24 protein-coding genes are annotated in these 23,280 nt (G+C 64.5%); 19 read left to right on the forward strand and 5 right to left on the reverse strand.

The features are described from left to right. Positions 1–25: 25 nt before the first annotated feature. From ACN9MY_RS03355 to ACN9MY_RS03375, 5 genes are all read right to left on the reverse strand, one after another. Positions 26–1,054 carry an NAD(P)H-dependent glycerol-3-phosphate dehydrogenase gene (locus tag ACN9MY_RS03355; protein ID WP_426172105.1) on the reverse strand — a complete coding sequence of 343 codons (1,029 nt, stop codon included), beginning with the start codon at positions 1,052–1,054 and terminating at the stop codon, positions 26–28. Between the two features lie 5 nt (positions 1,055–1,059). Beyond that, the gene (locus ACN9MY_RS03360) at positions 1,060–1,506 is read right to left on the reverse strand and encodes an SH3 domain-containing protein (protein ID WP_426320511.1); all 447 of its coding nucleotides are present in this window, start codon (positions 1,504–1,506) and stop codon (positions 1,060–1,062) included. Between the two features lie 85 nt (positions 1,507–1,591). Continuing rightward, positions 1,592–2,083, reverse strand: coding sequence for a protein-export chaperone SecB (secB, locus tag ACN9MY_RS03365; protein ID WP_426167498.1), 492 nt, complete (start codon positions 2,081–2,083; stop codon positions 1,592–1,594). A gap of 139 nt (positions 2,084–2,222) precedes the next feature. Next, positions 2,223–2,483: a glutaredoxin 3 gene (gene grxC, locus ACN9MY_RS03370; protein ID WP_057265991.1), complete on the reverse strand. Its 261-nt coding sequence runs from the start codon at positions 2,481–2,483 to the stop codon at positions 2,223–2,225. Between the two features lie 10 nt (positions 2,484–2,493). Next, a complete protein-coding gene (locus ACN9MY_RS03375; protein WP_426167501.1) occupies positions 2,494–2,892 on the reverse strand; it encodes a rhodanese-like domain-containing protein in 399 nt (132 codons plus the stop codon). Positions 2,893–2,995: 103 nt separating this feature from the next. Between ACN9MY_RS03375 and gpmA the strand changes: the two genes are divergently transcribed. The 19 genes from gpmA to ACN9MY_RS03470 all read left to right on the forward strand — a co-directional run bounded on the left by gpmA (position 2,996) and on the right by ACN9MY_RS03470 (position 23,254). Then, positions 2,996–3,742 (forward strand): 2,3-diphosphoglycerate-dependent phosphoglycerate mutase, encoded by a 747-nt coding sequence (gene gpmA, locus ACN9MY_RS03380; RefSeq protein ID WP_426167503.1) that lies wholly within the window; start codon positions 2,996–2,998, stop codon positions 3,740–3,742. A gap of 11 nt (positions 3,743–3,753) precedes the next feature. After that, positions 3,754–5,214, forward strand: a complete 1,461-nt coding sequence (locus ACN9MY_RS03385) for a murein hydrolase activator EnvC family protein (protein WP_426172106.1) — start codon at positions 3,754–3,756, stop codon at positions 5,212–5,214. A 16-nt stretch (positions 5,215–5,230) separates the two neighbouring features. Beyond that, positions 5,231–6,637 carry a S41 family peptidase gene (locus tag ACN9MY_RS03390; protein ID WP_426320514.1) on the forward strand — a complete coding sequence of 469 codons (1,407 nt, stop codon included), beginning with the start codon at positions 5,231–5,233 and terminating at the stop codon, positions 6,635–6,637. After that, positions 6,638–7,390, forward strand: a complete 753-nt coding sequence (locus tag ACN9MY_RS03395) for a HesA/MoeB/ThiF family protein (RefSeq protein WP_426167507.1) — start codon at positions 6,638–6,640, stop codon at positions 7,388–7,390. Positions 7,391–7,405: 15 nt separating this feature from the next. Further along, positions 7,406–9,532 (forward strand): amidohydrolase family protein, encoded by a 2,127-nt coding sequence (locus ACN9MY_RS03400; RefSeq protein ID WP_426167509.1) that lies wholly within the window; start codon positions 7,406–7,408, stop codon positions 9,530–9,532. Between the two features lie 37 nt (positions 9,533–9,569). Next, entirely contained in the window at positions 9,570–10,004 is a 435-nt protein-coding gene (gene gspG, locus ACN9MY_RS03405; RefSeq protein ID WP_426167511.1) for a type II secretion system major pseudopilin GspG, read from the forward strand. After that, on the forward strand, positions 9,976–10,470 hold the full coding sequence (locus tag ACN9MY_RS03410; protein ID WP_426172107.1) for a GspH/FimT family pseudopilin: 495 nt from the start codon (positions 9,976–9,978) through the stop codon (positions 10,468–10,470). Before gspG ends, ACN9MY_RS03410 begins: the two co-directional genes overlap by 29 nt. Before the next feature lie 3 nt (positions 10,471–10,473). Beyond that, the gene (gspI, locus tag ACN9MY_RS03415) at positions 10,474–10,836 is read left to right on the forward strand and encodes a type II secretion system minor pseudopilin GspI (protein ID WP_426167513.1); all 363 of its coding nucleotides are present in this window, start codon (positions 10,474–10,476) and stop codon (positions 10,834–10,836) included. Further along, on the forward strand, positions 10,833–11,504 hold the full coding sequence (locus ACN9MY_RS03420; protein ID WP_426167515.1) for a PulJ/GspJ family protein: 672 nt from the start codon (positions 10,833–10,835) through the stop codon (positions 11,502–11,504). Before gspI ends, ACN9MY_RS03420 begins: the two co-directional genes overlap by 4 nt. Next, a complete protein-coding gene (gene gspK / locus ACN9MY_RS03425) occupies positions 11,501–12,481 on the forward strand; it encodes a type II secretion system minor pseudopilin GspK (RefSeq protein ID WP_426167517.1) in 981 nt (326 codons plus the stop codon). Before ACN9MY_RS03420 ends, gspK begins: the two co-directional genes overlap by 4 nt. Before the next feature lie 19 nt (positions 12,482–12,500). After that, complete coding sequence (gene gspL / locus ACN9MY_RS03430) at positions 12,501–13,733, forward strand: type II secretion system protein GspL (RefSeq protein ID WP_426320518.1); 1,233 nt, start codon at positions 12,501–12,503, stop codon at positions 13,731–13,733. Next, on the forward strand, positions 13,733–14,251 hold the full coding sequence (gene gspM / locus ACN9MY_RS03435) for a type II secretion system protein GspM (RefSeq protein WP_426167521.1): 519 nt from the start codon (positions 13,733–13,735) through the stop codon (positions 14,249–14,251). Before gspL ends, gspM begins: the two co-directional genes overlap by 1 nt. After that, positions 14,248–15,021, forward strand: coding sequence for a type II secretion system protein N (locus ACN9MY_RS03440; protein ID WP_426320520.1), 774 nt, complete (start codon positions 14,248–14,250; stop codon positions 15,019–15,021). Before gspM ends, ACN9MY_RS03440 begins: the two co-directional genes overlap by 4 nt. Next, a complete protein-coding gene (gspD, locus tag ACN9MY_RS03445) occupies positions 15,021–17,228 on the forward strand; it encodes a type II secretion system secretin GspD (protein ID WP_426167525.1) in 2,208 nt (735 codons plus the stop codon). The genes ACN9MY_RS03440 and gspD overlap by 1 nt, the downstream gene beginning before the upstream one ends. Before the next feature lie 9 nt (positions 17,229–17,237). Continuing rightward, entirely contained in the window at positions 17,238–18,662 is a 1,425-nt protein-coding gene (gene gspE / locus ACN9MY_RS03450) for a type II secretion system ATPase GspE (RefSeq protein ID WP_426167527.1), read from the forward strand. 3 nt (positions 18,663–18,665) lie between these two features. Further along, complete coding sequence (gene gspF, locus ACN9MY_RS03455) at positions 18,666–19,886, forward strand: type II secretion system inner membrane protein GspF (protein ID WP_426167529.1); 1,221 nt, start codon at positions 18,666–18,668, stop codon at positions 19,884–19,886. A 15-nt stretch (positions 19,887–19,901) separates the two neighbouring features. Then, positions 19,902–20,477: a type II secretion system protein N gene (locus ACN9MY_RS03460; protein ID WP_426167531.1), complete on the forward strand. Its 576-nt coding sequence runs from the start codon at positions 19,902–19,904 to the stop codon at positions 20,475–20,477. Between the two features lie 143 nt (positions 20,478–20,620). Next, on the forward strand, positions 20,621–22,759 hold the full coding sequence (locus ACN9MY_RS03465) for a patatin-like phospholipase family protein (RefSeq protein WP_426336833.1): 2,139 nt from the start codon (positions 20,621–20,623) through the stop codon (positions 22,757–22,759). A 117-nt stretch (positions 22,760–22,876) separates the two neighbouring features. Next, entirely contained in the window at positions 22,877–23,254 is a 378-nt protein-coding gene (locus ACN9MY_RS03470) for a hypothetical protein (RefSeq protein ID WP_426167535.1), read from the forward strand. The last annotated feature ends 26 nt before the right edge of the window (positions 23,255–23,280 follow it).

Consider the following 23,280-nt stretch of genomic DNA (forward strand, 5'->3'; position numbering starts at 1 on the left):
TTATAGGATGGCGAGCGCGACGATGCTACTTAACTGGCGGCACCTGGTTTTCCGAGCGCGGGTCGCGCGCCAGCAAGCCTTGCACCAGGTCGGCCGGTTGCAAGCCGTCGAACAGCACGCTGGCGACGGCGTTTGTAATCGGCATCTCCACGCCGAGGCGGCGCGCCAGTTCGCGCACCGCTTTCGCGCAGGGCACGCCTTCGGCCACATGGCCCAGCTCCTTGACCACGGTTTCCAGTGACTTGCCCTGCGCCAGCCCCAGGCCGACGCGGCGGTTGCGTGACAGGTCGCCGGTGCAGGTCAGGATCAGGTCGCCCATGCCGGTCAAGCCCATGAAGGTTTCGACTTGCCCACCCAGGGCGGTGCCGAGGCGGGTAATCTCGGCCAGGCCGCGCGTGATCAGCGCGGCGCGGGCGTTCAGGCCCAGGCCCATGCCGTCGGCCACGCCGGTCGCGATGGCCAGGACGTTCTTCACGGCGCCGCCCACTTCCACGCCGACAATGTCGTCGCTCGAGTAGACGCGCATAGTGCCGCCGTGCACGGCGCCTACCACCAGCTCGCACAGGGCGGCATCGCTGGAGGCAATGGTCAGGGCGCAAGGCAGGCCCTTGGCCACTTCCTGCGCGAACGAAGGGCCGGACAGTGCGCCAGCCGGCACGCTATCGCCCAGTACTTCACGCACGATCTGGTGCGGCAGCATGCCGGTGTCGTATTCAAAGCCTTTGCACAGCCAGACGATGTTCGGAATCTGCCTGCCTTTCAGTGCTTGCAGCAAGGGGCGCAGGCCGGCAACCGGGCAGGCGGCAATCAGCAAGCCATCCTGGCCCGCATGGGCCACGGCGGCATCGAAATCGGAGCTCACCTGCAGCGCAGGCGGGAAGGGGAAGCCTTTCAGGTAATGGCTATTGTCGCGGGCGGCGGCCATCTCGGCCATCGCGGCGGCATCGCGGCCCCACAGCACCACTTCGTGGCGCGCGGCAACAGCGATGGCGACGGCGGTGCCCCAGGCGCCGGCGCCCAGCACGCTGATCTTGCGTTTGCCTTCTTGCAGCATCTTGCTCAATTACCCCAAATATCGTTGCTGCGCACATAGCCGACCAGGCCGTCGCGGTGCTTCACCTTGGTCCAGCCGTTGGCGGCCGGTTCAGCCAGTTCCAGCAGCACGCCCTTGTCGGCGATGAACACCACAGGCGAGGTATCGTCGGCCGCGCCGCGTACCCTGGTGTTGGCTGCGCGGACGATCACGTTGCGCTGCTTGATGCTCAAGCCCTTGGCTTCGGTCCAGGCCAGGTCGCCGGCCATATCGCGCACCTTGACCCACTCGCCATAGGTCAGCACGACTTCCAGCGGGGCGCCGGAGGGGACGATGTACTGCTTGGCCGCCCGGGTCGAGGGGGCGCCGTACAGCACGGCAGGATTGGCGCCGACCGACCGGTAGTCGATAGCCTGGGCGCTGGCGCAAGCCAGCAGCGATGCGGCGATGGCGACAATTCGGCGTAAATTCATCAATTAATACCTTAAAAATGCGCAAAGGCCCACTGGGGCCTTTGCATGCGGGGGAACCGTGGTTCCCCATGATAGCGCAGAAGTATTACTGTACGGTGGCAGAGCCTTCGACCGGGGTGGCGCCAGCTTCAGCAGCTTGCTGCTGGGCGATGGCTGCCAGGCGCTGCTGGTAGAACACTTCAAAGTTGATTTCCGCCAGGTGGATCGGAGGGAAGCCGGCGCGGGTGATCATGTCGGCGATGTTCGAACGCAGGTACGGGTACACGATGTTCGGGCAGCCGATGCCCAGCAGTGGGTCCAGCTGTTCAGCTGGAATGTTGCGGGCTTCGAAGATACCGGCCTGTTTGCCTTCAACCAGGAAAGCGACTTTGTCCTTGATCTTGGCAGTCACGGTCACGGTCACGGTGGACTCGAAGATGCCGTCAGACAGCGGCTCAGCGCCAACGTCCAGCGCCACTTCGATCGAAGGGGCTTCCTGTTCCAGGAAGATAGCTGGGGAATTAGGCTGTTCCAGCGACATGTCTTTCAGGTAGACGCGTTGGATTTGGAATACAGGTTGCAGGTTTTCTTCAGACATGGAACGCTTTCGTATCAGTTATATAGTTAATGCTTGTCCAGGCCACGGGGGTAAGCCAAAGTCAAACGCGACGGCAATTGTAGCAAAACTAGTTTATTTTCCAACGTTTCGCCCGCTTGTCCGTTGTATTTGGGGCCGTTTAACCTTTTAACAAGGGGTCGAGGCCGCCAGCCTGGTCCAAAGCGTACAAATCGTCAAAACCGCCAACGTGGGTATCGCCGATATAGATCTGCGGCACCGTGCGGCGGCCCGTCTTTTCCATCATCAGCTGGCGCTGGGCCGGGTCGAGGTCGACGCGGATCTTGTTGATGGCGGTGACACCCTTGCTTTCCAGCAAACGTTCGGCGCGCACGCAATACGGGCACACCAGGGTGCTGTACATGGTAACGTTGGCAGTCATGGCAACTCCTTTACTTTGTCAGCGGCAGGTTTTGCGACTTCCAGGCATCAATCCCGCCTTCCATCACGACAACGTCGGAGAAACCGGACTTTTCCAGCATGCGGGCGGCGCTGAAGGCGCTGATCCCTTTATCGCATACCACCACCAGGGTCTTGTCCTTGAACTTCTTCAGTTCGTCCATGCGGTTGCCCAGTTCGGCCAGCGGGATGTGTTTGGAATCGATGATACGGCTTTCGGCCTTGTCCTTGGCGCGCACATCGAGAATGCCGGCTTTGCCGCGGTTGATCAGCAGGGTGACTTCGGCCGGCGAGGCTTTTTTACCGCGCTGGGTCAGGACCGGGAACAGCAGGGCGCCGCCGGACAAGAGGACGATGGCGATCAGAAAAATATTGTCGATGATGAATTTCACGGTAATCCAATGGTTGAACTTAATCCGAGCATTATAAAATAGATGCTTGTTCGTGGCTTCGGCGGCGATTTTCACCCATTTCCAATTCTATTGTTATAGCTATATGTACAAAATCGTATTCATGCGTCACGGCGAGTCCACCTGGAACCTGGAAAATCGCTTCACCGGCTGGACCGATGTGGACCTGACCGAAAAAGGCGTCAACGAAGCCAAATCTGCCGGCAAAATCCTCAAAGATGCCGGCTTCTCCTTCGACCTGTGCTATACCTCCGTACTCAAGCGCGCCATCCGCACCCTGTGGCTGACCCTGGACGAGATGGATGAAATGTACGTGCCGATCAAGCATGACTGGCGCCTGAACGAGCGTCATTACGGCGCCCTGCAAGGCCTGGACAAGGGCGAAACCGCCGCCAAGTTCGGCGACGCGCAGGTGCTGGTATGGCGCCGCAGCTACGACATCCCGCCGCCAGCGCTGGAAGCCGGCGACGACCGCACTTCCTTCAACGACCCGCGCTATGCCGGTTTGCCAAAGGATGCCATCCCGCTGACCGAGTGCCTGAAAGATACTGTGGCGCGCGTGATGCCGGCCTGGGACGATGAAATCGCCCCAGCCATCAAGGCCGGCAAGCAGATCCTGATTTCGGCCCACGGCAACAGCCTGCGCGCCCTGATCAAGATGCTCGATGGCATCAGCGACGAGGCCATCGTCGGCCTCAACATCCCGAACGGCCAGCCTCTGGTGTACGAACTGGATGCCGACCTGAAGCCGATCAAGCACTACTACCTGGGCGACCCCGCTGCCATCGCTGCCGCCCAGGCTGCCGTGGCCAACCAGGGCAAGGCCAAGTAATCCCCGTGGCGTTGCATCCGACTCGCCCGGGTCGCGTCTGGAACTTGCGTGGCGTTGCGCTGGCCTTGCTGCTGGCGCTGGGCGCCGTGCATGGCGCCGACGCCGCCAAGGCGCCCAAGCCGACCGAACGCAGCAAGCAAAAGGCTGCCGCCGAGACGGAGCGGGCGGCGCTGGCGCGCAAGCTGGCCAACCTGAAGGCGGAAATCGGCAAGACCGAAAGCGCCAAGGAAGACGCGGCCGACACGCTGGCCGAGTCGGAGGAAGCCATTTCCGACGCCAATCGCACCCTGCGCGACTTGGCGGCGGAGCAATCCCAGATCAATAGCAAGGTGGCCGAACTGGCCGCCGAGCAGCTGCGCCTGTCCGCCACGGTGGCGGCGCAGAAGCAGCAACTGGCCAAGCTGCTGCGCGAGCAGTACGTGGCCGGCAATGAAGACCGCATCAAGCTGCTGCTCTCGGGCGACAATCCCAACCGCATCAACCGCGAACTGCAACTGATGGCTTATGTGTCGCAGTCGCAGGCACGCCTGCTCGATTCGCTGCGCGCCAACCTGAAAAAGGTCGAAGAAAACCAGGCCGAGGCGCAAAACGCCAAGCAGGAACTGGACGAAATCGCCGAGGAAGAAAAGCAGCAGAAAGCGAAATTGGAACAGGAGAAGGGCCGTCGCGCCGCTGCCCTGGCCAGCCTGTCCAAGAAGCTGGTCGCCCAGCGCAAGGAAGCTGGCCGCATGGAACAGGACGCCCAGCGCCTGGATGCCCTGGTCGATAAACTGAACAAGCTGATCGAAGAACAGGCGCGCATCGCCGCCGCTGAAAAGGCACGCCAGGAAAAGCTGGCCGCCGAACGGGCCGCCAAGGCCAAGGCGGAAGCGGAAGCGCGTGCGCTGGCCCGCGCCAAGGCGCAGGCCGAGCGCGAACGCCTGGCGCAGGAAGCGAAAAAGGCCGGCAAGCCGGTGCCGAAACCGCCGCCGGTCGAGGACGAACCGAAGGTCGCCGCCAAGCCGGAGCCTTCCGAGCAGCGCGACGAGAAGTCGCCGCGTCCATCCGAGGTGGCACTGGCGCCAGTGGTGCCGGACGGCGTGTTCGCCAGGTTGAAGGGCGAGCTGCCGGCGCCGGTGGCCGGCAAGGTGGACAAGCGCTTCGGCAGCAAGAACGCCGACGGCGTGGCCTGGAAAGGCATGGTGGTGAAGGCCGCCGCCGGCGCCGAAGTGCGCGCCGTGGCGGCGGGCCGCGTGGTGTACGCAACCTCGCTGCGCGGCTACGGCAATTTCATTATCATCGACCACGGCGGTCAATACTGGAGCGGCTACGGCTACAACGAGTCTGTGCTGAAACGCGCCGGCGACGTGGTGAAAGCAGGCGAGGTGATCGCCACCGTTGGAAATACCGGCGGTTACGAAGAATCGGGTTTATACTTTGAAATGCGCCACCAGGGCAAGCCGATAGATCCGGCCGGGTGGGTCAAGTTCTAGCGGCGGAAAGCAATCAATGGGCAACAAAACGAAGAGTCTGGGCCTGGTCGGCCTTGGTATGGTGGCTGGCATCGCCGTCTCGATGCAGTTTTCCGCCCTTGCGCAAAAGGCTTCCACGCCCTTGCCGCTGGAAGAACTGCGCACCCTGTCCGAAGTTTTCAGCCTGATCAAATCCGACTACGTCGAACAGGTCGACGACAAGAAGCTGCTGCAGGACGCCATCGCCGGCATGGTTTCCTCGCTCGATCCGCATTCCACCTATCTCGATAAGGCCGCATTCAAGGAAATGCGCGAATCCATCCACGGCAAGTTTGTCGGCATCGGCATCGAAGTCGGGGTGGAGGACGGCTACATCAAGGTGGTGGCGCCGATCGAGGATTCGCCGGCCTGGCGCGCCGGCATCAAGGCGGGCGACCTGATTACGCGCCTCGATAACGAACCGCTGAAAGGCCTGCCGCTGGACGACGCCATCAAGAAGATGCGCGGCGAACCGCGCACCAAGGTGGTGCTGACGGTGGCGCGCAAGGATGAAGACAAGCCGCTGCTGATCCCCATCGTACGCGAGGAGATCCGCGTGCAGAGCGTCAAGGTGAAGATGGTGGAGCCGGACTATGCCTGGCTGCGCATCTCGCAATTCCAGGAGCCGACGGTGGAAGACATGGCGAAGAAACTCGGCGCCCTGTATGCCAGGAATCCGAACATCAAGGGCCTGGTGCTGGACCTGCGCAACGACCCGGGCGGCGTGGTGCAGGGCGCGGTCGGCGTGTCGGCCGCCTTCCTGCCGAAGGATGCGCTGGTGGTGTCCACCGACGGCCAGTTGGCCGATTCCAAGCAGGCTTTCCACGCCACTTCCGAGAATTATGCCACCCGCAGCGGCGGCGATCCGCTGGCCAAGCTGCCAGCCGCGCTGAAGACGGTGCCGATGGTGGTGCTGGTCAACGGCGGCTCCGCCTCCGCTTCCGAAATCGTCGCCGGCGCCCTGCAGGATTACAAGCGCGCCATCGTGATGGGCAGCCAGACCTTCGGCAAAGGCTCGGTGCAGACGCTGCGCCAGATCACCGCCGATTCGGCCGTCAAGCTGACTACGGCGCGCTACTTCACGCCGAACGGCCGCGGCATCCAGGCCAAGGGCATCGTGCCGGACGTGCTGGTCGATGAAACGGCGGAAGGCGACGCCATCAACAGCCTGCGCCTGCGCGAAGCCGACCTGCAGAAGCACTTGGCCAACGGCGACGGCGAAGAAGACAAGGAAGGCCGGATCCGCCGCGACGAACTGGAAGAAGAACAGCGCCTGCTGGCCGCTGCGAAAAAGCAGAAGCCTTTCGAGTTCGGCGGCAAGGACGACTTCCAGCTGGAACAGGCGCTGCGCCACTTCAAGGGCTTGCCGGTCAAGACATCCAGGCCTGAGCTGGCTGCCAAGTAAATGAACGACCAGCAGCTGCTGCGTTATTCGCGCCATATCCTCCTCGATGAAATCGGCATCGAGGGGCAGCAGGCGATGTTGCAGGGCAGGGCGCTGGTGATCGGCGCGGGCGGCCTCGGCTCGCCGGCTTCGCTCTACCTGGCCTCGGCCGGCATCGGCCAGCTGACCATCGTCGACCATGACAGCGTCGACCTGACCAACCTGCAGCGCCAGATCGCCCACACCACCGAGCGTGTCGGTCAGCCCAAGGCCGAATCGGCGCGCGCCACGCTGAATGCCATCAACCCCGAATGCCAGGTGAACGCCCTGGTCGAACGCGTCGACGACGCGCGCCTGGCGGCGCTGGTGGCGCAGCACGACGTGGTGCTCGATTGCACCGACAATTTCAAGACCCGCCATGCCGTCAACCGCGCCTGCGTGGCGCATCGCGTGCCGCTGGTGTCGGGCGCCGTGATCCGCTTCGATGGCCAGGTCAGCGTGTTCGATACGCGGGTGGCGGGGCCTTGCTACTCCTGCCTGTTCCCGCAAGACCAGCCGTTCGAGGACGTGGCCTGCTCCACCATGGGCGTGTTCGCGCCGCTGGTGGGCGTGGTCGGCGCCATGCAGGCTGCCGAAGCGCTCAAGCTGGTGATGGGCATTGGCGAGTCGCTCTCAGGCCGCCTGTTGCTGCTGGATGGATTGCGCATGGAGTGGAACAGCATTAGCATCACCCGCAACGAGGCCTGTCCTGTGTGCGGGACACAACATCAATAAACAGGAGATCCATCAATGAAGCGAGTTTCCGCCGTCCTGGCGCTGGCGATTGCAAGCGCGTTCAGCGCACAGGCAGCCGTCACGCAAACCACGCGCTACGTCATCATTTCCGAGAACAACGGCAAGCAGATGGGCGAGCAGGTGGTGGAAAACCACGACGACGGCCTGACCAAGGTTCGCTACATTTACAAGGACAACGGCCGCGGCCCCGAACTGACGGAGGAATTCCGCCTGGCGCCGGACGGCACCATGTCGCAATACCACGTCAAGGGCAATTCGACCTTTGGCGCCGTGGTGGACGAGGTCTTCGAACGAAACGGCGACAAGGCGCAGTGGAAGTCCACCACCGAACAGGGCGCGAAGGATGTGCGCGGCCCGGCCGTCTATGTAGCGCTGAACGGCAGCTTCGAAGTCGATTCGCGTGCAATCGCCGCGCTGGCCAGGACGCCGGATGGCACCATCCCGCTGCTGCCATCGGGCACCCTGAAGCAGGTCGTGCTCGATGAAGTGCAGGTTGCCGGTCCCAAGGGCCAGTCGCAGCAGGTGCAGCTGGTGGCACAGACCGGCCTTGGCCTGAGCCCCAAATTCCTGTGGATCACCAAGGGCGCCAATCCTTCCCTGTTCGCCGTCATCGAGCCTGGCACCTATGTGTTCGCCATCGAAGGCTGGCAGGACAACGGCAAGGTCCTGGCCGAGCGCCAGAAAAGCGCCGAAGCAAACATGCTGAAAGACCTGGCGGCCAAGCTGCAGCACCCGCTGCAAGGCCTGACCGTGGTGAAGAACGCCCGCATCTTCGACAGCAACAAGGCCACCGTCGGCGCGCCGTCCGACGTGTACGTGCTGCGCGGACGCATCGCCGCCATCATGCCGGCCGGCTCGCCGGTGCGCGGCGCCGTCAATGAGATCGATGCCGCCGGCCGCATCATGCTGCCAGGCCTGTTCGACATGCACGGCCACATCGGCCGCTGGGAAGGCGCGCTGCACGTGGCCGCCGGCGTAACCACGCTGCGCGACATGGGCAACGACAACGCCCAGCTGCAGATGATGATCGACGAGACTTCCGACGGCAAGCTGCTGGCGCCGCAGATCGTGCCGGCCGGCTTCCTGGAAGGTGAAAGCCCGTATTCGTCCAATGGCGGCTTCGTGGTGAAAACGCTGGAGCAGTCCAAGCGCGCCATCGACTGGTACGCCGAGCATGGCTATCCGCAGCTCAAGATCTACAACTCCTTCCCGAAAGAGATCCTGAAGGACACCGTGGCTTACGCCCACTCGCGCGGCATGCGCGTCTCCGGCCACGTGCCGGCCGGCCTGCGCGCCCAGCAGGCGCTGGACGCCGGCTACGACGAGCTGCAGCACATCAACCAGGTCATGCTGAACTTCCTGTTCAAGCCGGGCGTGGAAACGCGCAGCCTGGAACGCTTCTACCTGCCGGCTGAAAAAGTGGCCGGCCTGGACTTCAATTCGAAGGAGGTGAAGGACTTTGTCGCGACCCTGAAGAAAAAGCAGATCGTGATCGACCCGACCCTGGCGACCTTCGCTTTCCTGAAGCAGAAGGATGGCGACGTCAACGAGCCATGGGCGGCAGTGGAAGGCAATATGCCGCCCGACGTGGCGCGCGGCTTCCACGTCGGCACCATGAAGATCCCTGATGCCGCCACCCAGGCGCGCTACGAGAAGTCTTTCGCCAAGATGGTGCAATTCGTCGGCACCCTGCACAAGGCCGGCGTGCCGATCGTGGCTGGCACCGACGACCTGGCGGGCTTCACCCTGCATTCGGAACTGGCCCTATTGGTGAAAGCCGGCCTGACCCCGGCCGAAGCGATCCAGATCGCGACCCGCAACGGCGCCCGCTACACCCGCACCAGCGCCGACCGCGGCAGCATCGAAACCGGCAAGCTGGCCGACCTGGTGCTGGTCGACGGCGACCCGACCAGGAATATCGAGGACTTGCGCAAGGTATCCGCCGTCATCACGCGCGGCCAGGTGATCTATCCTAAGGAAGTGGACGAGGCGCTCGGCATCAAGCCTTTCGTCCGAGATTTGCCGGGGTTGCAGCCGTTGGAAGCTGTACCTGCCAATATAGCGGGTTCGAACGACGGCCTGTTGCGCCGCGCTGGCGCAATTGGCCGCAAGCACGATTGAATCACTTATACTGCCAGTTTAATTTCTAATGAATCTTATGCAAAAACCAAGCAAACGCCGCTCCGGCGGCTTCACGCTGATCGAAATCATGGTTGTCGTTGTGATCATGGGCGTGCTGGCGGCACTGGTGCTGCCTAAGGTGCTGGACCGCGTGGGCCAGTCCAAGACTGCCGCCGCCAAGGTCGAAATCTCCACCATCATGCAGGCGCTGAAGATGTACAAGCTGGATAACCAGCGCTACCCGACTACCGAGCAGGGCCTGCAGGCCCTGATGGCCAAGCCGACCGCCGGCCCTGCCGCCAATGGCTGGAAAGCGCCGTACCTGGAAAAAATGCCGAAGGACCCTTGGGGCAATCCGTACCAGTTCCTGTCCCCGGGCGTAAAAGGTGAAATCGATGTGTTCTCCTATGGCGCCGACGGCCAGCCAGGCGGCAGCGGCGACGATGCAGATATCGGTTCCTGGGAAATCTAAGCGTTCGGCAGCGCACTCGGCGGGGTTCACGCTGATCGAGCTGCTGGTGGTGCTGGTCATCATCGGCATCACGCTCGGCCTGACCGTGATGAATGTCGCGCCGTCCCAGGCGCAAGCCATGCAAAAGGAAGCGCAGCGCATCGCGCTCCTGATGCAGCTGGCGCGCGACGAAGCCATCGTGCGCAACCGGCCGATCGCCTTCGAAGCGGGGCAGGACAGTTACCGCTTCCTGGTGCGTAACGACAAGACCTGGGAAACGCTGCCGCAGGACGACCTGCTGCGCGAACGCCCATTCCAGTTCACCCCGATCACGCTGCTGCTGGACCCGCCGACCAATGTGCCCGGCACCATGCGCATCGTCTTTGGCCGCGAACCGGTAGACCGCCCATTCACGCTGACCATGGCCAGCGGCGATTTGCGCGCCATCATCCGTGCCGACGGCGTCGGCCATTTCACGGTGGACTGAAGAATGCGGCAAAAAGGCTTTACCCTGCTGGAAGTGCTGGTGGCGCTGCTGATCGTCTGCACCGCGCTGGGCGCCGCCTTGCGCGCCATGGGCAGCCTGACCCAGAACAGCGAAGGACTGCGCACCAACATGATGGCCATCTGGTCGGCGGAAAACCGCATGGTGCAGGTGCGCCTGGCCAAGGTATGGCCGGCGCCAGGGAAAACCACCTTCGAGTGTCCGCAAGCCGATTTCAATTTCATTTGTGAAGAAGTGGTGTTCACGCTGCCGAATCCGCGCATGCGCCGCATCGAAGTGAGCGTCTATGAAGCCAGCGCGCCGGAACGGCGCATCACGTCGTTGAACCAACTGGTGCTGCAGGAATGAAGAACGCGCGCGGCTTTACCCTGATCGAACTGCTGGTGGCGATCACCGTGCTGGCCATTGTCGCCGTGCTGGGATGGCGCGGGCTCGATGGCATTGTGCGCTCGCGCGAACAGCTCACGCAGAACATGGAGCAGACACGCGGCACCCAACTCACCTTCGCCCAGATGCAAAGCGACCTGGAACAGATTGCCGACAAGCCCCTGCTGCGCGAGCGCCAGAATCTGCTGGCCGAGAGCAACCGCCTGGTCTTCGTGCGCACCGTGATGGTCGAGAATGCCGCTTCGCAGCTGCAGGTGGTCAGCTACACCATCCGCGAGGGCTTGCTGTCGCGCACCGAGTCGCGCGGCGCGCGCGACCTGATCGAGCTGGACGCCCTGTGGAAGGCCGCGCTGGAACAATCGGGGCCGCAGTCGCCGGTCGGCCTGCAAAGCGGCGTCGCCAGCATGGAATTCCGGGTATGGGAGGGCGGCGGCTGGCGCCAGCCGAACAATTCCACGGCTTCGCCTGCCGATGGCGTGAAATGCGCCGATCCCGACCCGAACAAGTGCAAGGACATCAACCCGAGGGCCGGGCCAAAGGCCGAAGGCCCGACGGGGCTTGAAATCTCGCTGCAGATCCAGGGCCAGCCGGCGCCCCTGGTCAAGGTTTTCCAGCTGGGGTCCGTATGAAACGACGCTTCCAGTCCCGCCAGCGCGGCGTAGCTGTTGTTACGGCGCTACTGTTAACCACCCTGGCCGTGACGATCGTGGCCAGCCTGTTCTGGCAGCAGCAGGTGCAGGTGCGCTCGATCGAGAACCAGCGCCTGCATTCCCAGACGCGCTGGATCGTGCGTTCCGGCCTTGATCTGGCGAGGCTTATCCTGCGCCAGGACATGCTCGATAGCCGTACCATGACGCGCGCCGACGGCCTGTGGGCCACGCCGCTGGCGGAAACCCGGCTCGACGACTTCGTCAAGCGAGAAAAGATCGAGGGCGAAACTTTCGACGCGACCATTTCCGGACAGAATTACGACGCACAATCGCGCTACAATCTTGCGAATCTGGCCAGCACGACTGGCGCCGGCGGCATCAACAAGAAACAGGTGGCGGTATTTGCGCGGCTGCTGCAAGTCCTGCAGCTTGACCCTGCGCTGGCCAAGGTGGTGGCGACCCAGGTGGCGCGCAGCGAGGGCGCCGGCCTGCTGCAGCAGCCACCCGGCGGCACGCCGACGCCGGACGTCGAGGCTGTAGCGCCGGGCAGCGGGCAGCCGATGAAGATGCTGCGGGCCGAGGATTTGCTGTCGGTGTCGGGATTTGACCAGAAAGCCATCGACAGGCTGCGCGATTTTGTCGTCGTCCTGCCGGCGGCGACGCCGATCAACGTCAACACGGCGCCGGCGGAAGTGCTGGCGGCTCTGATCAACGGTTCGGTGTCGGAGGGGCAGAACCTGGTGGTGGCGCGCAAGCGCGCTCCCTTCCTCAACGTCAGCAACTTCAAGCAGAACGCCGGCAAGGCGCCGCTGCTGCAGGACAGCGACATGGACTGCCGCAGCGACTACTTCCTGGTGATGAGCCGGGTGAAGCTGGATCGGGCGGAGCTGGTGTCGTGGTCGTTGATCCATCGCGACCAGAACGGCACCCAGGTGGTGTGGATACGGGAAATTTAAGGAACAGGGAAGGCCAGCTTTGACAACACTCTACATTCGGTATCCGGCCCGCGCCGCAGCCGCCGACAACGGCGTGCCGGCCAGCTGCCAGTTCGCGCTGGTGGGCGACGGCGGCAACGTGATGCAGCAGGGCGCCGGCGCGCTGGGCAACCTCGGCGAGCTGGTGTCCTCGGCGCGTCGCGTGGTGCTGCTGCTGGCTGCCGCCGATGTCTCGCTACTGAAGGTCAAGATGCCGCCGCTGTCGGGCGCCCGGCTGAAGGCCGCCCTGCCCAACCTGGTGGAAGAACAGGTCCTGGGCGACCCAGCCGACTGCGTGCTGGCCCTGGCCCCCGCCAGCGGCGACAGCGACGAGCGCGTGGTGGCCGTGGCCAACCGTGCCTGGCTGGAAGTGCTGGTCAAGGCACTGGTGGCGCAAGGCGCGCATGGCGTGGCGGCGCTGCCGGTGCAACTGAGCCTGCCGCTGGCGCCGGGCAGCGTGTCGGCGGCCCTCGGCGTGGACGATGCGGGCCTGGAGCTGACCCTGCGCACCGCGCCCAACGAAGGCCTGGGCCTGACCCTGCCCAATGCCCCCGAACCTGCGCTGCACACCCTGCGCGCCCTGGCCGGCGAAGCCCCGGTCACGCTGTACGTGGCGTCGGCCCAGCGCGCGGAATATGCCGCTGCGGCAGCCAATGTGCCGGGCATCACGGTTGAAGAAGACAACTGGGCGCACCGCATCGCGGCGGCGAAAGCGGTGCCGTTCGACCTGGCTGCCGGCCTGGGCGCCGTCAGCGGCGCCACCGCCCGCGCCTGGGCGCGCTGGAAATGGCCGTACCGCATCGCCGTCGCGGCTGTGCTGGTCAATATCGTCGGCATGAACTGGGAATGGATGCGCCTCAAGCGCGAAGCAGACGCCGTCAGGCAGAACATGGTGCAGGTGTTCCGCGCGGCTTATCCGAACCAGCCGGTCACCGGCGACCCGGCGGCGCAAATGCGCCGCAATATCGCCGTGGCGCGCGCCAGCAGCGGCGGCGGCACGCCTGATGAATTCACCAATATGAGCGCGGTGCTGGGCGAAGCGCTGGCCGTGCTGCCCAATCGCGAGGCGGTGGCAGGCATCGAGTACAAGGAACGCAGCATGACGGTCAAGTTCAAGCCGAACAGCGTCGACGCCAACGCGATGGCGCAGGTACAGGCCGCGTTGGCCCAGCGCAAGATGAGCGCCACCGAAAGCGGTCCTGGCGTGTGGCTGGTGAAGGCGGGGGGCAAATAATGGCAAAACTGAACGACGCCATGAACGGCTACCGCGCCGCTGCCGACGCCTGGTGGGCCGCACGCACCGAGCAGGAACAGCGCATGCTGGCCGTCGGCGGCATCGTGCTCGCCCTTGGCCTGGTGTGGGGCGTGCTGATCGATCCGGCGCTGAGCGGCCGCGCCAAGCTGCAGAAGGAGCTGCCGCAACTGAACCAGCAGGTGGCGGAGCTGCAGGCGCTGGCCGGCGAGGCCACCCAGTTGGCGGCCCAGCCGCCGGTGCAGCCGCAGCCCCTGAGCAAGGACGGTGTGGCGGCGCGGCTGCAAGCGGCCGGCCTGGCCACGCAAAACCTGGCAGTTACGGGCGATTACATTAAAGTGGAATTCAAGGGCGTGCCGTTTGCCGGCCTGGTGACCTGGCTCGATGCGATGCGGCGCGAACAGCGCGTGGTGGTGCAGGAAGGCAGCATGACGCAGCAAGGACCGGCTGGCCAGGTGGACGCCAACCTGACCCTGCGCCAGGAGTCTTCCCCGCAATGAAGCGCGCAGTCTTGTGGTTGCTGGCCATCGTGCTCAGCGCAGGCCTGACGGTGCTGGTGTTCCTGCCCGCGAGCTGGATGGGGCAAATGGTGGAAAGCCAGAGCGGCGGCCGTTTGACCCTGGGCGATGCGCAGGGTACGCTGTGGCGCGGCTCGGCCTTCATCGGCGGCGCCGCCAGCAAGGATGGCGCGGTCACGCCGCTGCTGCCGGGACGCTTCAGCTGGCGGCTGTCGCCGTTGGTGCTGTTCGGCAGCGTCGACATGGAACTGCAAAATCCGGACGCCCTGACGCAGCCGGTCACGCTGCGCGGCGGCTGGAACAGCTGGGACGTGAGCCCGGCGGCCCTGATGCTGCCGGCCGACGGCCTGGCGGGGCTGGGCGCGCCATTGAATACGCTGGCACCAAGCGGCCGCATGAAATTGTCCTGGACTTCGCTGCACCTGGCGCGCGAAGGGCAGGCGATGTCGCTGAACGGGCGCACCACGCTGGAAATGCAGGACATGTCGTCGCGCCTGACGCCGGTGAAGCCCCTGGGCAGCTACCAGCTGGCCTTCGACTGGAAGGGCCAGCAAGCCGCGCTGGCGTTGAATTCGCAGCGCGGCCCGCTGCTGTTAAGCGGTGCGGGAAAGTTTGCGCAAGGCCGCCTGGAGTTTTCCGGCCAGGCGGAAGCAGCAACAGGATTTGAAGACCAGCTTGGCGGCTTGTTAAGCATGCTGGGCCAGCGTAAGCCAAACAGCGTTAAAAACGTCATTGCACTAGAGTTCCGATAATGAAAACACACACTGCAAGCCCAACCCCCTTCCCGGCGCTGCGCCGCCTGAGCGCTGCCGCGCTGCTGTGCTGTGCGCTGGCGCCCGCCGCCGCTCCGGTGCCGGCCTGGGCTCAGCCCAATGACGAAGCCGCGCTGAATTTTGTCGGCGCCGACATCGAATCGGTGATCAAGGCCGTCGGCCACTACACCAACATCACCTTCCTGATCGACCCGCGCGTCAAAGGCACGCTGACCCTGGTCTCGGAAAAATCCATCACCAAGTCGCAAGCCTTCCAGCTGCTGGCCTCCGCGCTGCGCCTGCAAGGCTATGCCATCGTCAGCGGCGACGGCTACGCCAAGGTGGTGCCGGAAGCGGAAGCCAAGCTGCAGGCTTCGCCGACCGTGATCGGCGGCCAGAAAAGCCCGCAGGGCGACCAGATCGTGACCCAGGTATTCCACCTGAACCACGAGAACTCGGCCAACCTGGTGACCGTGCTGCGCCCCCTGATCACGCCCAACAACACCATCAACGCCAACCCGGGCAACAACACCCTGGTGATCACCGACTACTCGGACAACCTGAGGCGCCTGGCCAAGATCGTGGCCTCGCTCGATGCGCCGTCGTCGGCCGACCTGGACGTGGTGCCGGTGCGCTACGCCATCGCCAGCGACCTGGCCGCCATGATCAACAAGCTGATGGAACCGGGCGCCGGCGGCGACTCCGGCCGCGTCACCCTAGTGCCGGACCCACGCACCAACTCGCTGGTGGTGCGCGCGCCTTCGGCCGCACGCGCCAACCTGGCCAAGTCCCTGATCTCGAAACTGGACCAGCCGACCGCGCAAGCCGGCAATGTGCATGTGGTCTACCTGAAAAACGCCGAAGCGACCAAGCTGGCGGAAACCCTGCGCTCCGTGGTGTCGGGCGACGGCGGCAGCAGCCAGTCCGGCAGCAATAGCGGCAGCCTGTCTTCGCTGGGCGGCGCCGGCAGCGGCAACAGCCAGATGGGCCAGTCGGGCCTCGGTTCTTCCTCGCAATCGGGCAGCGGCCAGAACGGCCCGAGCAATCCTGCGCTGCAAAGCGGCAGCCGCAGCGGCTCGCAGTCGTCCGGCGCCGGCGGTTCGGCAGGCTATATCCAGGCCGACGCCACCACCAACACCCTGATCATCACCGCGCCGGAAGCCGTGTACCGCAACTTGCGCGCCGTGATCGACCAGCTCGACGTGCGCCGTGCACAGGTCTACATCGAGTCGATGATCGTTGAAGTGAACGCTGAAAAGCTGTCCGAATTCGGCGTGCAGTGGGCGGGCCTGAGCGGCAACTCCGGCAGCACCTACCGAGTCGGCGGCGGCACCTCGTTCGCGACCGATTCGGGCAACAACATCATTAATCTGAATAACATCGCCAACACCACAGACATCACGAAGCTGACTCCACCAGGCGCTGGCCTGACTCTGGGCGTGTTCAAGCAGCTCGCCAACGGCAAGTTGGGACTGGGCGCGATTGCCCATGCCCTTGGCTCGGACGGCGACAGCAATATCCTGTCAACGCCGAACATGATCACGCTTGATAATGAAGTGGCGACCATTAAGGTAGGCCAGAACGTGCCGATCGTGACCGGTTCGTTCACCACCACTTCGGGCACTAACAATAACCCGTTCCAGACCGTGGATCGCAAGGACATCGGCATTACCCTGAAAGTGCGCCCGCAGATTTCCGAAGGCGGCACCATCAAGCTGGCGATCTACAACGAAAGTTCGAGCATCGACAATAGCGTTCCTTCGAGCAGCGGCCTGATCCTGAAAAACCGCGTGATCGAGACCAATATCCTGGCTGACGACGGTCAGGTGCTGGTCCTCGGCGGCTTGATCCAGGACGACACCAGTGAAGGCGTGGAGAAAGTTCCGGGCCTGGGCGACATTCCTTTGATCGGCAACCTGTTCAAATACCAGAAGCGCCAACGCAAGAAAACCAACCTGATGGTGTTCCTGCGCCCTGTAGTGGTGCGCAACCGCGAGCAGCAAACGAGCCTGACGGCCGACCGCTATGACTTTATCCGCGCCTCGCAAGAAGCGTCGAAGCCAGAACCGAGCATGGTGGTGCAAGACCTGGGTCGTCCAACCCTGCCGCAACTGGTGAACGGCGAGCCGAATGGAGGCGGCCAGATGGTGCGCCCGATTCCGCCGGCGCCGCACACCGTGCCTGAACAGAAGCAACAGCAACAGTAAAAGCGAGCAATGACCAACCTCCTGCCCTATGCCTTTGCGCGCGACTTCCTGGTGCTGGCCCAGCCCAGCGCCGAAGCCGAGCACGCGGTCGATGTGATGATGTCGGCCGCCACGCCTGCGTCGGCGATTGCGGAAGTATCGCGCCGCTTTGGCCGCATCAACCTCAAGCACCTGTCGCGCGCCGACCTGGAGGCGGCGATTGCCACCGCCTACGCCAGCGCCAGCGGCGACGCCTCGCAGGTGGCGGAGGAATTCGACGCCGACCTGGACCTGACCAAGCTGCTGCAGGACGTGCCGGCCATCGAAGACTTGCTGGAATCGTCCGATGACGCGCCGGTGATCCGCATGATCAATGCCCTGCTGACGCAAGCCCTGCGCGACGGCGCCTCGGACATCCACATCGAGCCATTCGAACAGACCTCGGTGGTGCGCTTCCGCGTCGATGGCGCGCTGCGCGACATCGTGCGTCCGCGCAAGGCGATCCACGGCTCGCTGATCTCGCGCATCAAGATCATGGCGCAGCTGGACATCGCCGAAAAGCGCTTGCCGCAGGACGGCCGCATCACCTTGCGCGTGGGCGGCAAGCCGGTGGACGTGCGCGTCTCCACGCTGCCGACCGGCCACGGCGAACGCGCCGTGCTGCGCCTGCTGGACAAGGAAGCGGGCCGCCTCGACCTGTCCCACCTCGGCATGAGCGAAAAGATGATGGGGCAGTTCAACAGCCTGATCAACCAGCCGCACGGTATCGTGCTGGTCACCGGCCCGACCGGCTCCGGCAAGACCACCACGCTGTACGCCGCGCTGTCCATGCTGAACAACACCTCCACCAACATCATGACGGTGGAAGACCCGGTCGAATACGACCTGCACGGCGTGGGCCAGACCCAGGTCAACGCGCGCATCGACATGACTTTTGCCAAGGCCCTGCGCGCCATCCTGCGCCAGGACCCGGACGTGATCATGATCGGCGAGATCCGCGACCTGGAAACCGCGCAGATCGCGGTGCAGGCATCGCTCACCGGCCACCTGGTGCTGGCGACCCTGCACACCAACGACGCCGCTGCCGCCGTGACCCGTTTGCTGGACATGGGCATCGAGCCCTTCCTGCTGTCGTCCTCCCTGCTTGGCGTGCTGGCGCAGCGCCTGGTGCGCAAGCTGTGCCCGAGCTGCAAGACATTCGACGGCACGCAATGGAAAGCCGTGGGCTGCGAACATTGCGGCAATACCGGCTACCAGGGCCGCGTTGGCATCTACGAGCTGCTGCAGACGGACGAACATATCCGCGCCCAGATCCACGACCGCACCTCGGAAGCGGAGATCCGCGCCACCGCGCAGCAGCAAGGCGGCATGATCACCATGCGTGAAGACGGCGAGCGCTGGCTGCAGCAGGGCGTCACCACGCCGGCTGAATTGCTGCGCGTGACGAAGGACTAAGCGATGCCGGCCTTCCGTTATGAAGCCGTCGATGCGGCAGGCGCCAGCAAGAAGGGCGTGGTCAACGCCGACAGCGCCCGATCCGCGCGCGCCGACCTGCGTTCGCAGGGCCTGGTGCCGATCAAGGTCGACGCCATTGCGGCGCAAGTGGACGCCAGCGGCGCCGCGTCGCGCCGCGGCTTCGGCGAAAAGCTCAGCACCACCGAACTGGCGCTGTTCACGCGCCAGCTGGCCAGCCTGCTGGAAGCGGGCCTGCCGCTGGAGCAAGCCTTCACCGCGTTGCTGGAGCAGGCCGAGCGCCCGTATGTGCGCGACCTGGTGGCCTCGATCCGCTCGGAAGTCATGGGCGGCTCTTCGCTGTCGGACGTGCTGTCGCGCCATCCGCGCGACTTCCAGGAAATTTACCGCGCGCTGGTGGCCTCGGGCGAGCAGATCGGCCAGTTGTCGCGCGTGCTGTCGCGCCTTGCCGATTACATCGAACGCCGCAACGCGCTGGTGCAGAAGGTCAAGCTGGCCTTTACCTACCCGGCCATCGTGACCGTGGTGGCCTTCCTGATCGTGATCTTCCTGCTCACCTATGTGGTGCCGCAGATCGTGTCGGTGTTTGCCAATACCAAGCAGAAGCTGCCGTTGCTGACCGTGATCATGCTGGCGATTTCGGACTTCGTGCGCAGCTATGGCTTTGCCGTGCTGGGCATCCTGATTGCTGGCGGTTTCGTGGTGCGGCGCATGCTGCAGAACCCCGACATCAAGCTGCGCTGGCACACCTGGCTCCTGACGGCGCCGCTGTACGGCAAGTTCGAACGCAGCCTGAACACCTCGCGCTTCGCCAGCACGCTGGCGATCACCACCGGCTCGGGCGTGCCTATCCTGCGCGCACTGGAAACCAGCCGCGACACACTATCCAACGTGGCCATGCGCCAGCTGGTCGAGCAGGCCAGCGATTCGGTGCGCGAGGGCGCCAGCCTGGCGCGTTCGCTGTCGGCGCAAAAACACTTCCCGCCGATGCTGATCCACATGATCCGTGCCGGCGAAATCACCGGCGAACTGCCCGCCATGCTGGACCGCGCCGCCAGCGCACAGGAATCGGACCTGGAGCGCCGCACGCTGACCATCGCCGGCCTGCTGGAACCGATGCTGATCCTGGCGATGGGCGTGGTGGTGCTGCTGATCGTGCTGGCCGTGCTGATGCCGATCATCGAAATCAACCAGCTCGTGCGCTGAACCTGGAGAATTGAATTGAAACGTTTGCCTTTGATCTGCAGTGTGGCCGCCGTCGCGGTGCTGTCTGCCTCGCTGGCCTATTGGGGCATGCAGCTGTTCAAGCCCAAGCAGCGCCCGATTGCGGCGGTGCCGGTGGCCCAGATGCCGGAAGCGAACATGGACGCGGCGCGCGGGCTGTTTGGCGGGAACACCGCGGTGGCTGTGGTGAGCAACTACCAGTTGCGCGGTGTGGTGGCCGATACGCGTGGCCACGGAAGCGTGGCGATCATTTCGGCTGACGGGCAGCCGGCCAAGGCTTTCCCGGTCGGTTCCGAGGTGTCGCCTGGTGTCAGCGTGAAGGAAGTGCAGCCGCGTCATGTGATCCTGATGGAAGGCGGCGTGCAGAAGCGCCTTGACCTGATGAGCGACCAGGGTGTGAGTTCGACCGGTGGCATCGTCGGGCCGGTTGGCATGGGCGGGCCGCAGGAGCCTCCGCCAGTCCCCCTGCCGCAGCCGGCCACGCCAATGGCGCCGCCGCCAGTGCAGATGGCGCCGGCGCAGCCGCCAACCATGTCGGCGCAACCGACCGGTGGAGCGCCGCAAGCGCGATGAAGCGCTTAATATTTGTCCTAGCTTTATGCACGGGCCTTGCCTGCGCAGCCGAAAACCCGGAAAGCGGGGTCAGGCCCATGGGGCAGACCCCTGACACGCGGCAGTCGCTGGCAGGTGTCGGACCCAGTGGGTCTGACACAGGGGTGCCGGTTTCACGCCGCCCTCGCGTTGCCCTAGTATTAAGCGGCGGCGGCGCCCGCGGCTTCGCCCACGTCGGCGTCCTGCGCGCCCTGCAACAAATGCGCATCCCGGTCGACATCGTGGTCGGCACCTCGATGGGCAGCGTGATCGGCGGCGCCTGGGCCGCCGGCGCCTCCCTGAAAGACCTGGAAACCATGGCCGCCACCACCGACTGGGACAGCGTGGTAGCCGACCGCCCCGCACGTGACGAGTTGCATTTCCGCCGCCGCGACGAAGACATCCAGATCCCGTCGCGCATCGAATTCGGCATCACGCGCCACGGCGTGCTGGGCCCGCCCGGCGCCGCCAGCAATGCCGCGCTGGAAATGGCCCTGCAACGCCTGCTGCCGCGCGGCACGCGCGACCTGCCGGTCAGCCAGTTGCCGCTGCCGTTCCGCTCGGTCGCCTCCGACCTGCTGACCGGCGAACTGGTCGTGCTCGACAACACGCCGTTGTTCCAGACCATCCGCGCCTCGCTGGCCGTGCCGGGCGTGTTCGCGCCGGTGCGCATCAAGGACCACCTGGTGGTCGATGGCGGCCTGGTTCGCAACCTGCCGGTCGACATGGCGCGTGCCATGGGCGCCGACATCGTCATCGCGGTCAACGTTGGCACCACGCTGGCGCCGGAAAAGGAATTGGGCAGCGCGCTAGGCGTCGCCAACCAGATGCTGCAGATCCTGACCGAACAGAACGTGCAGCGCTCGCTCAGCGAGTTGCGCAAGGACGATATCCTGATCGCCCCCAAGCTGGATGGCATCACTTTCCTCGATTTCTCCACCTGGGAGAAAGCCATGGCCGCCGGCGAAGCGGCTGCGCGCGAGCTGGAGCCGCGCCTGGCTGCGCTGGCGCTGCCGGAACGCGAGTACGTCAGTATGGAAAGCTTGCGCCTGGCGACGCCGGCCGACTCGGATCGTCCCGTCAAGCTGGCCAAGGTACAGGTCCAGGGTGCGCGCGAAGTGAATCCCGAAGTGCTGGAAAAGCAGTCCGGCCTGGTGATCGGCCAGCCGACCACGCGCGAGCAGGTGCGCCAGGCCGCCGTTGCGTTGTACGGCCGCGGCGACATGGCGCGCGTGGAAACCGATATCGACGACATGGATGGCGAACGCACTGTCACCATCCGCGCCACGGAAGCCGAATGGGCGCGCAGCCGCATGCGCGTCGGCCTCGAGCTGGCCAGCGACTTCCGCGACTCGAACAATTTCGCCATCAAGGTGATGCACGTGCTCTCCGCGCTCAATAGCTGGGGCGGCGAGTTGCGCACCGAGGGGCGCCTGGGCAATGAACGCGGCCTCGGCATCCAGTGGTGGCAGCCCTTGGGCGCGGGTTCGCAATGGTTCGTGATGCCGTCGGCGCAAGTTGGCAGGATTGCCGGCGATATCTTCCAGAAGGAGCGGCGCATGGCGCGTGTGGCCTACAGCACGCGCGCCGCGTCATTTGCGCTGGGGCGGCAGTTCGGCAACTGGGGCGAACTGTCGGTCGGCGTCACGCGCCAGGCCAACTCGGTGCGTCCGCTGATCCCGCAAGACCCTGCGGTTCCCGTGAACCGCGTGTACAACAGCAAGACTTTCGCCCGCTTCCGCGTCGATACGCTCGACTCCCTGGCCTTCCCGACACGCGGCACCCTGATCACCATCGGCCGCGAGCAAACGCCGGGCAGCGGCAAGAGCGTGGGCACGGGCGGCGTCAACTGGGGCGCGACGGCGCTGCAGGCTTTCGAGTGGAACGACTGGGCCGGCCATGTATCGGCGGAGTGGGCCAAGGCGCAAGCCGGCGCTTCGCCGGTAACCCTGGGTGGCTTCCTGCGCCTGTCTGGCACGCCGACCGATTCGATCCAGGAACCAACCATTTTGCTGGGCCGCCTGGTGCTGGCGCGCCGCATCGCAGCGTTGCCGAGTGCGTTCGGCGGCACCATGCGTGCCGGCTTCTCGCTCGAGACCGGCGGTGGCTTTGACCGCGGGACCAGCGCGACCGGCCGCGCGCTGAAACAGGCGGGAAGTGCATTCCTGTCGGTGGAAACCCGCTTCGGCCCCTTGTTCCTTGGCGCCGGCGCCACCCGCAGCGGCGAAGAAACCCTCTACCTCTTCCTTGGCCCGGTCTGGTAAGCCGGCCTCCCACTGGTGAGAATTCGATAGGCTTATAGCAATATTGTTTGATAAACTAGGTTGCTCAGGGGTAACTGCCTCCCCAGCCATCATATTCGTGTGGAAAAGAACTCTATTATGAAAAGCAGGCTTTTAGCGGCCGCCGCCGTGTTCATCTTCATTTGCCAGGGCAGCGCCATGGCAGCCGAGTTTGTCGATGAGGTAAAAGAATTCCGCTCGACAAATAAGGAAGCAAGCGCAGACATTTCCGAAATTGCCAGAAAATATATCGCAGCGGGCCAATCGCAAGAAACGGTCGAGCATTACTTGAAGGCTCAGAAGTTCAGCTTGAACTACCAGCCGGTTGCCGCCGGCAAGGTGCAGACGCTGGTCGCCGTCCACGCCGGGAAAGGTGCGGACAGCATCGGATTTCACGACGAGATCCGGGTCATCGTCACTTTCGAGCATGGCGTGGCCAAACGCGTCAACAGCAGGTTGATTTATCGCGCACTGTAATTGCCGGCGCTGGTTGGCGGAAAGGC

The organism is Pseudoduganella sp. R-31 (assembly GCF_049913235.1).
In the GTDB taxonomy this organism is placed as follows: Bacteria; Pseudomonadota; Gammaproteobacteria; order Burkholderiales; family Burkholderiaceae_D; genus Rugamonas.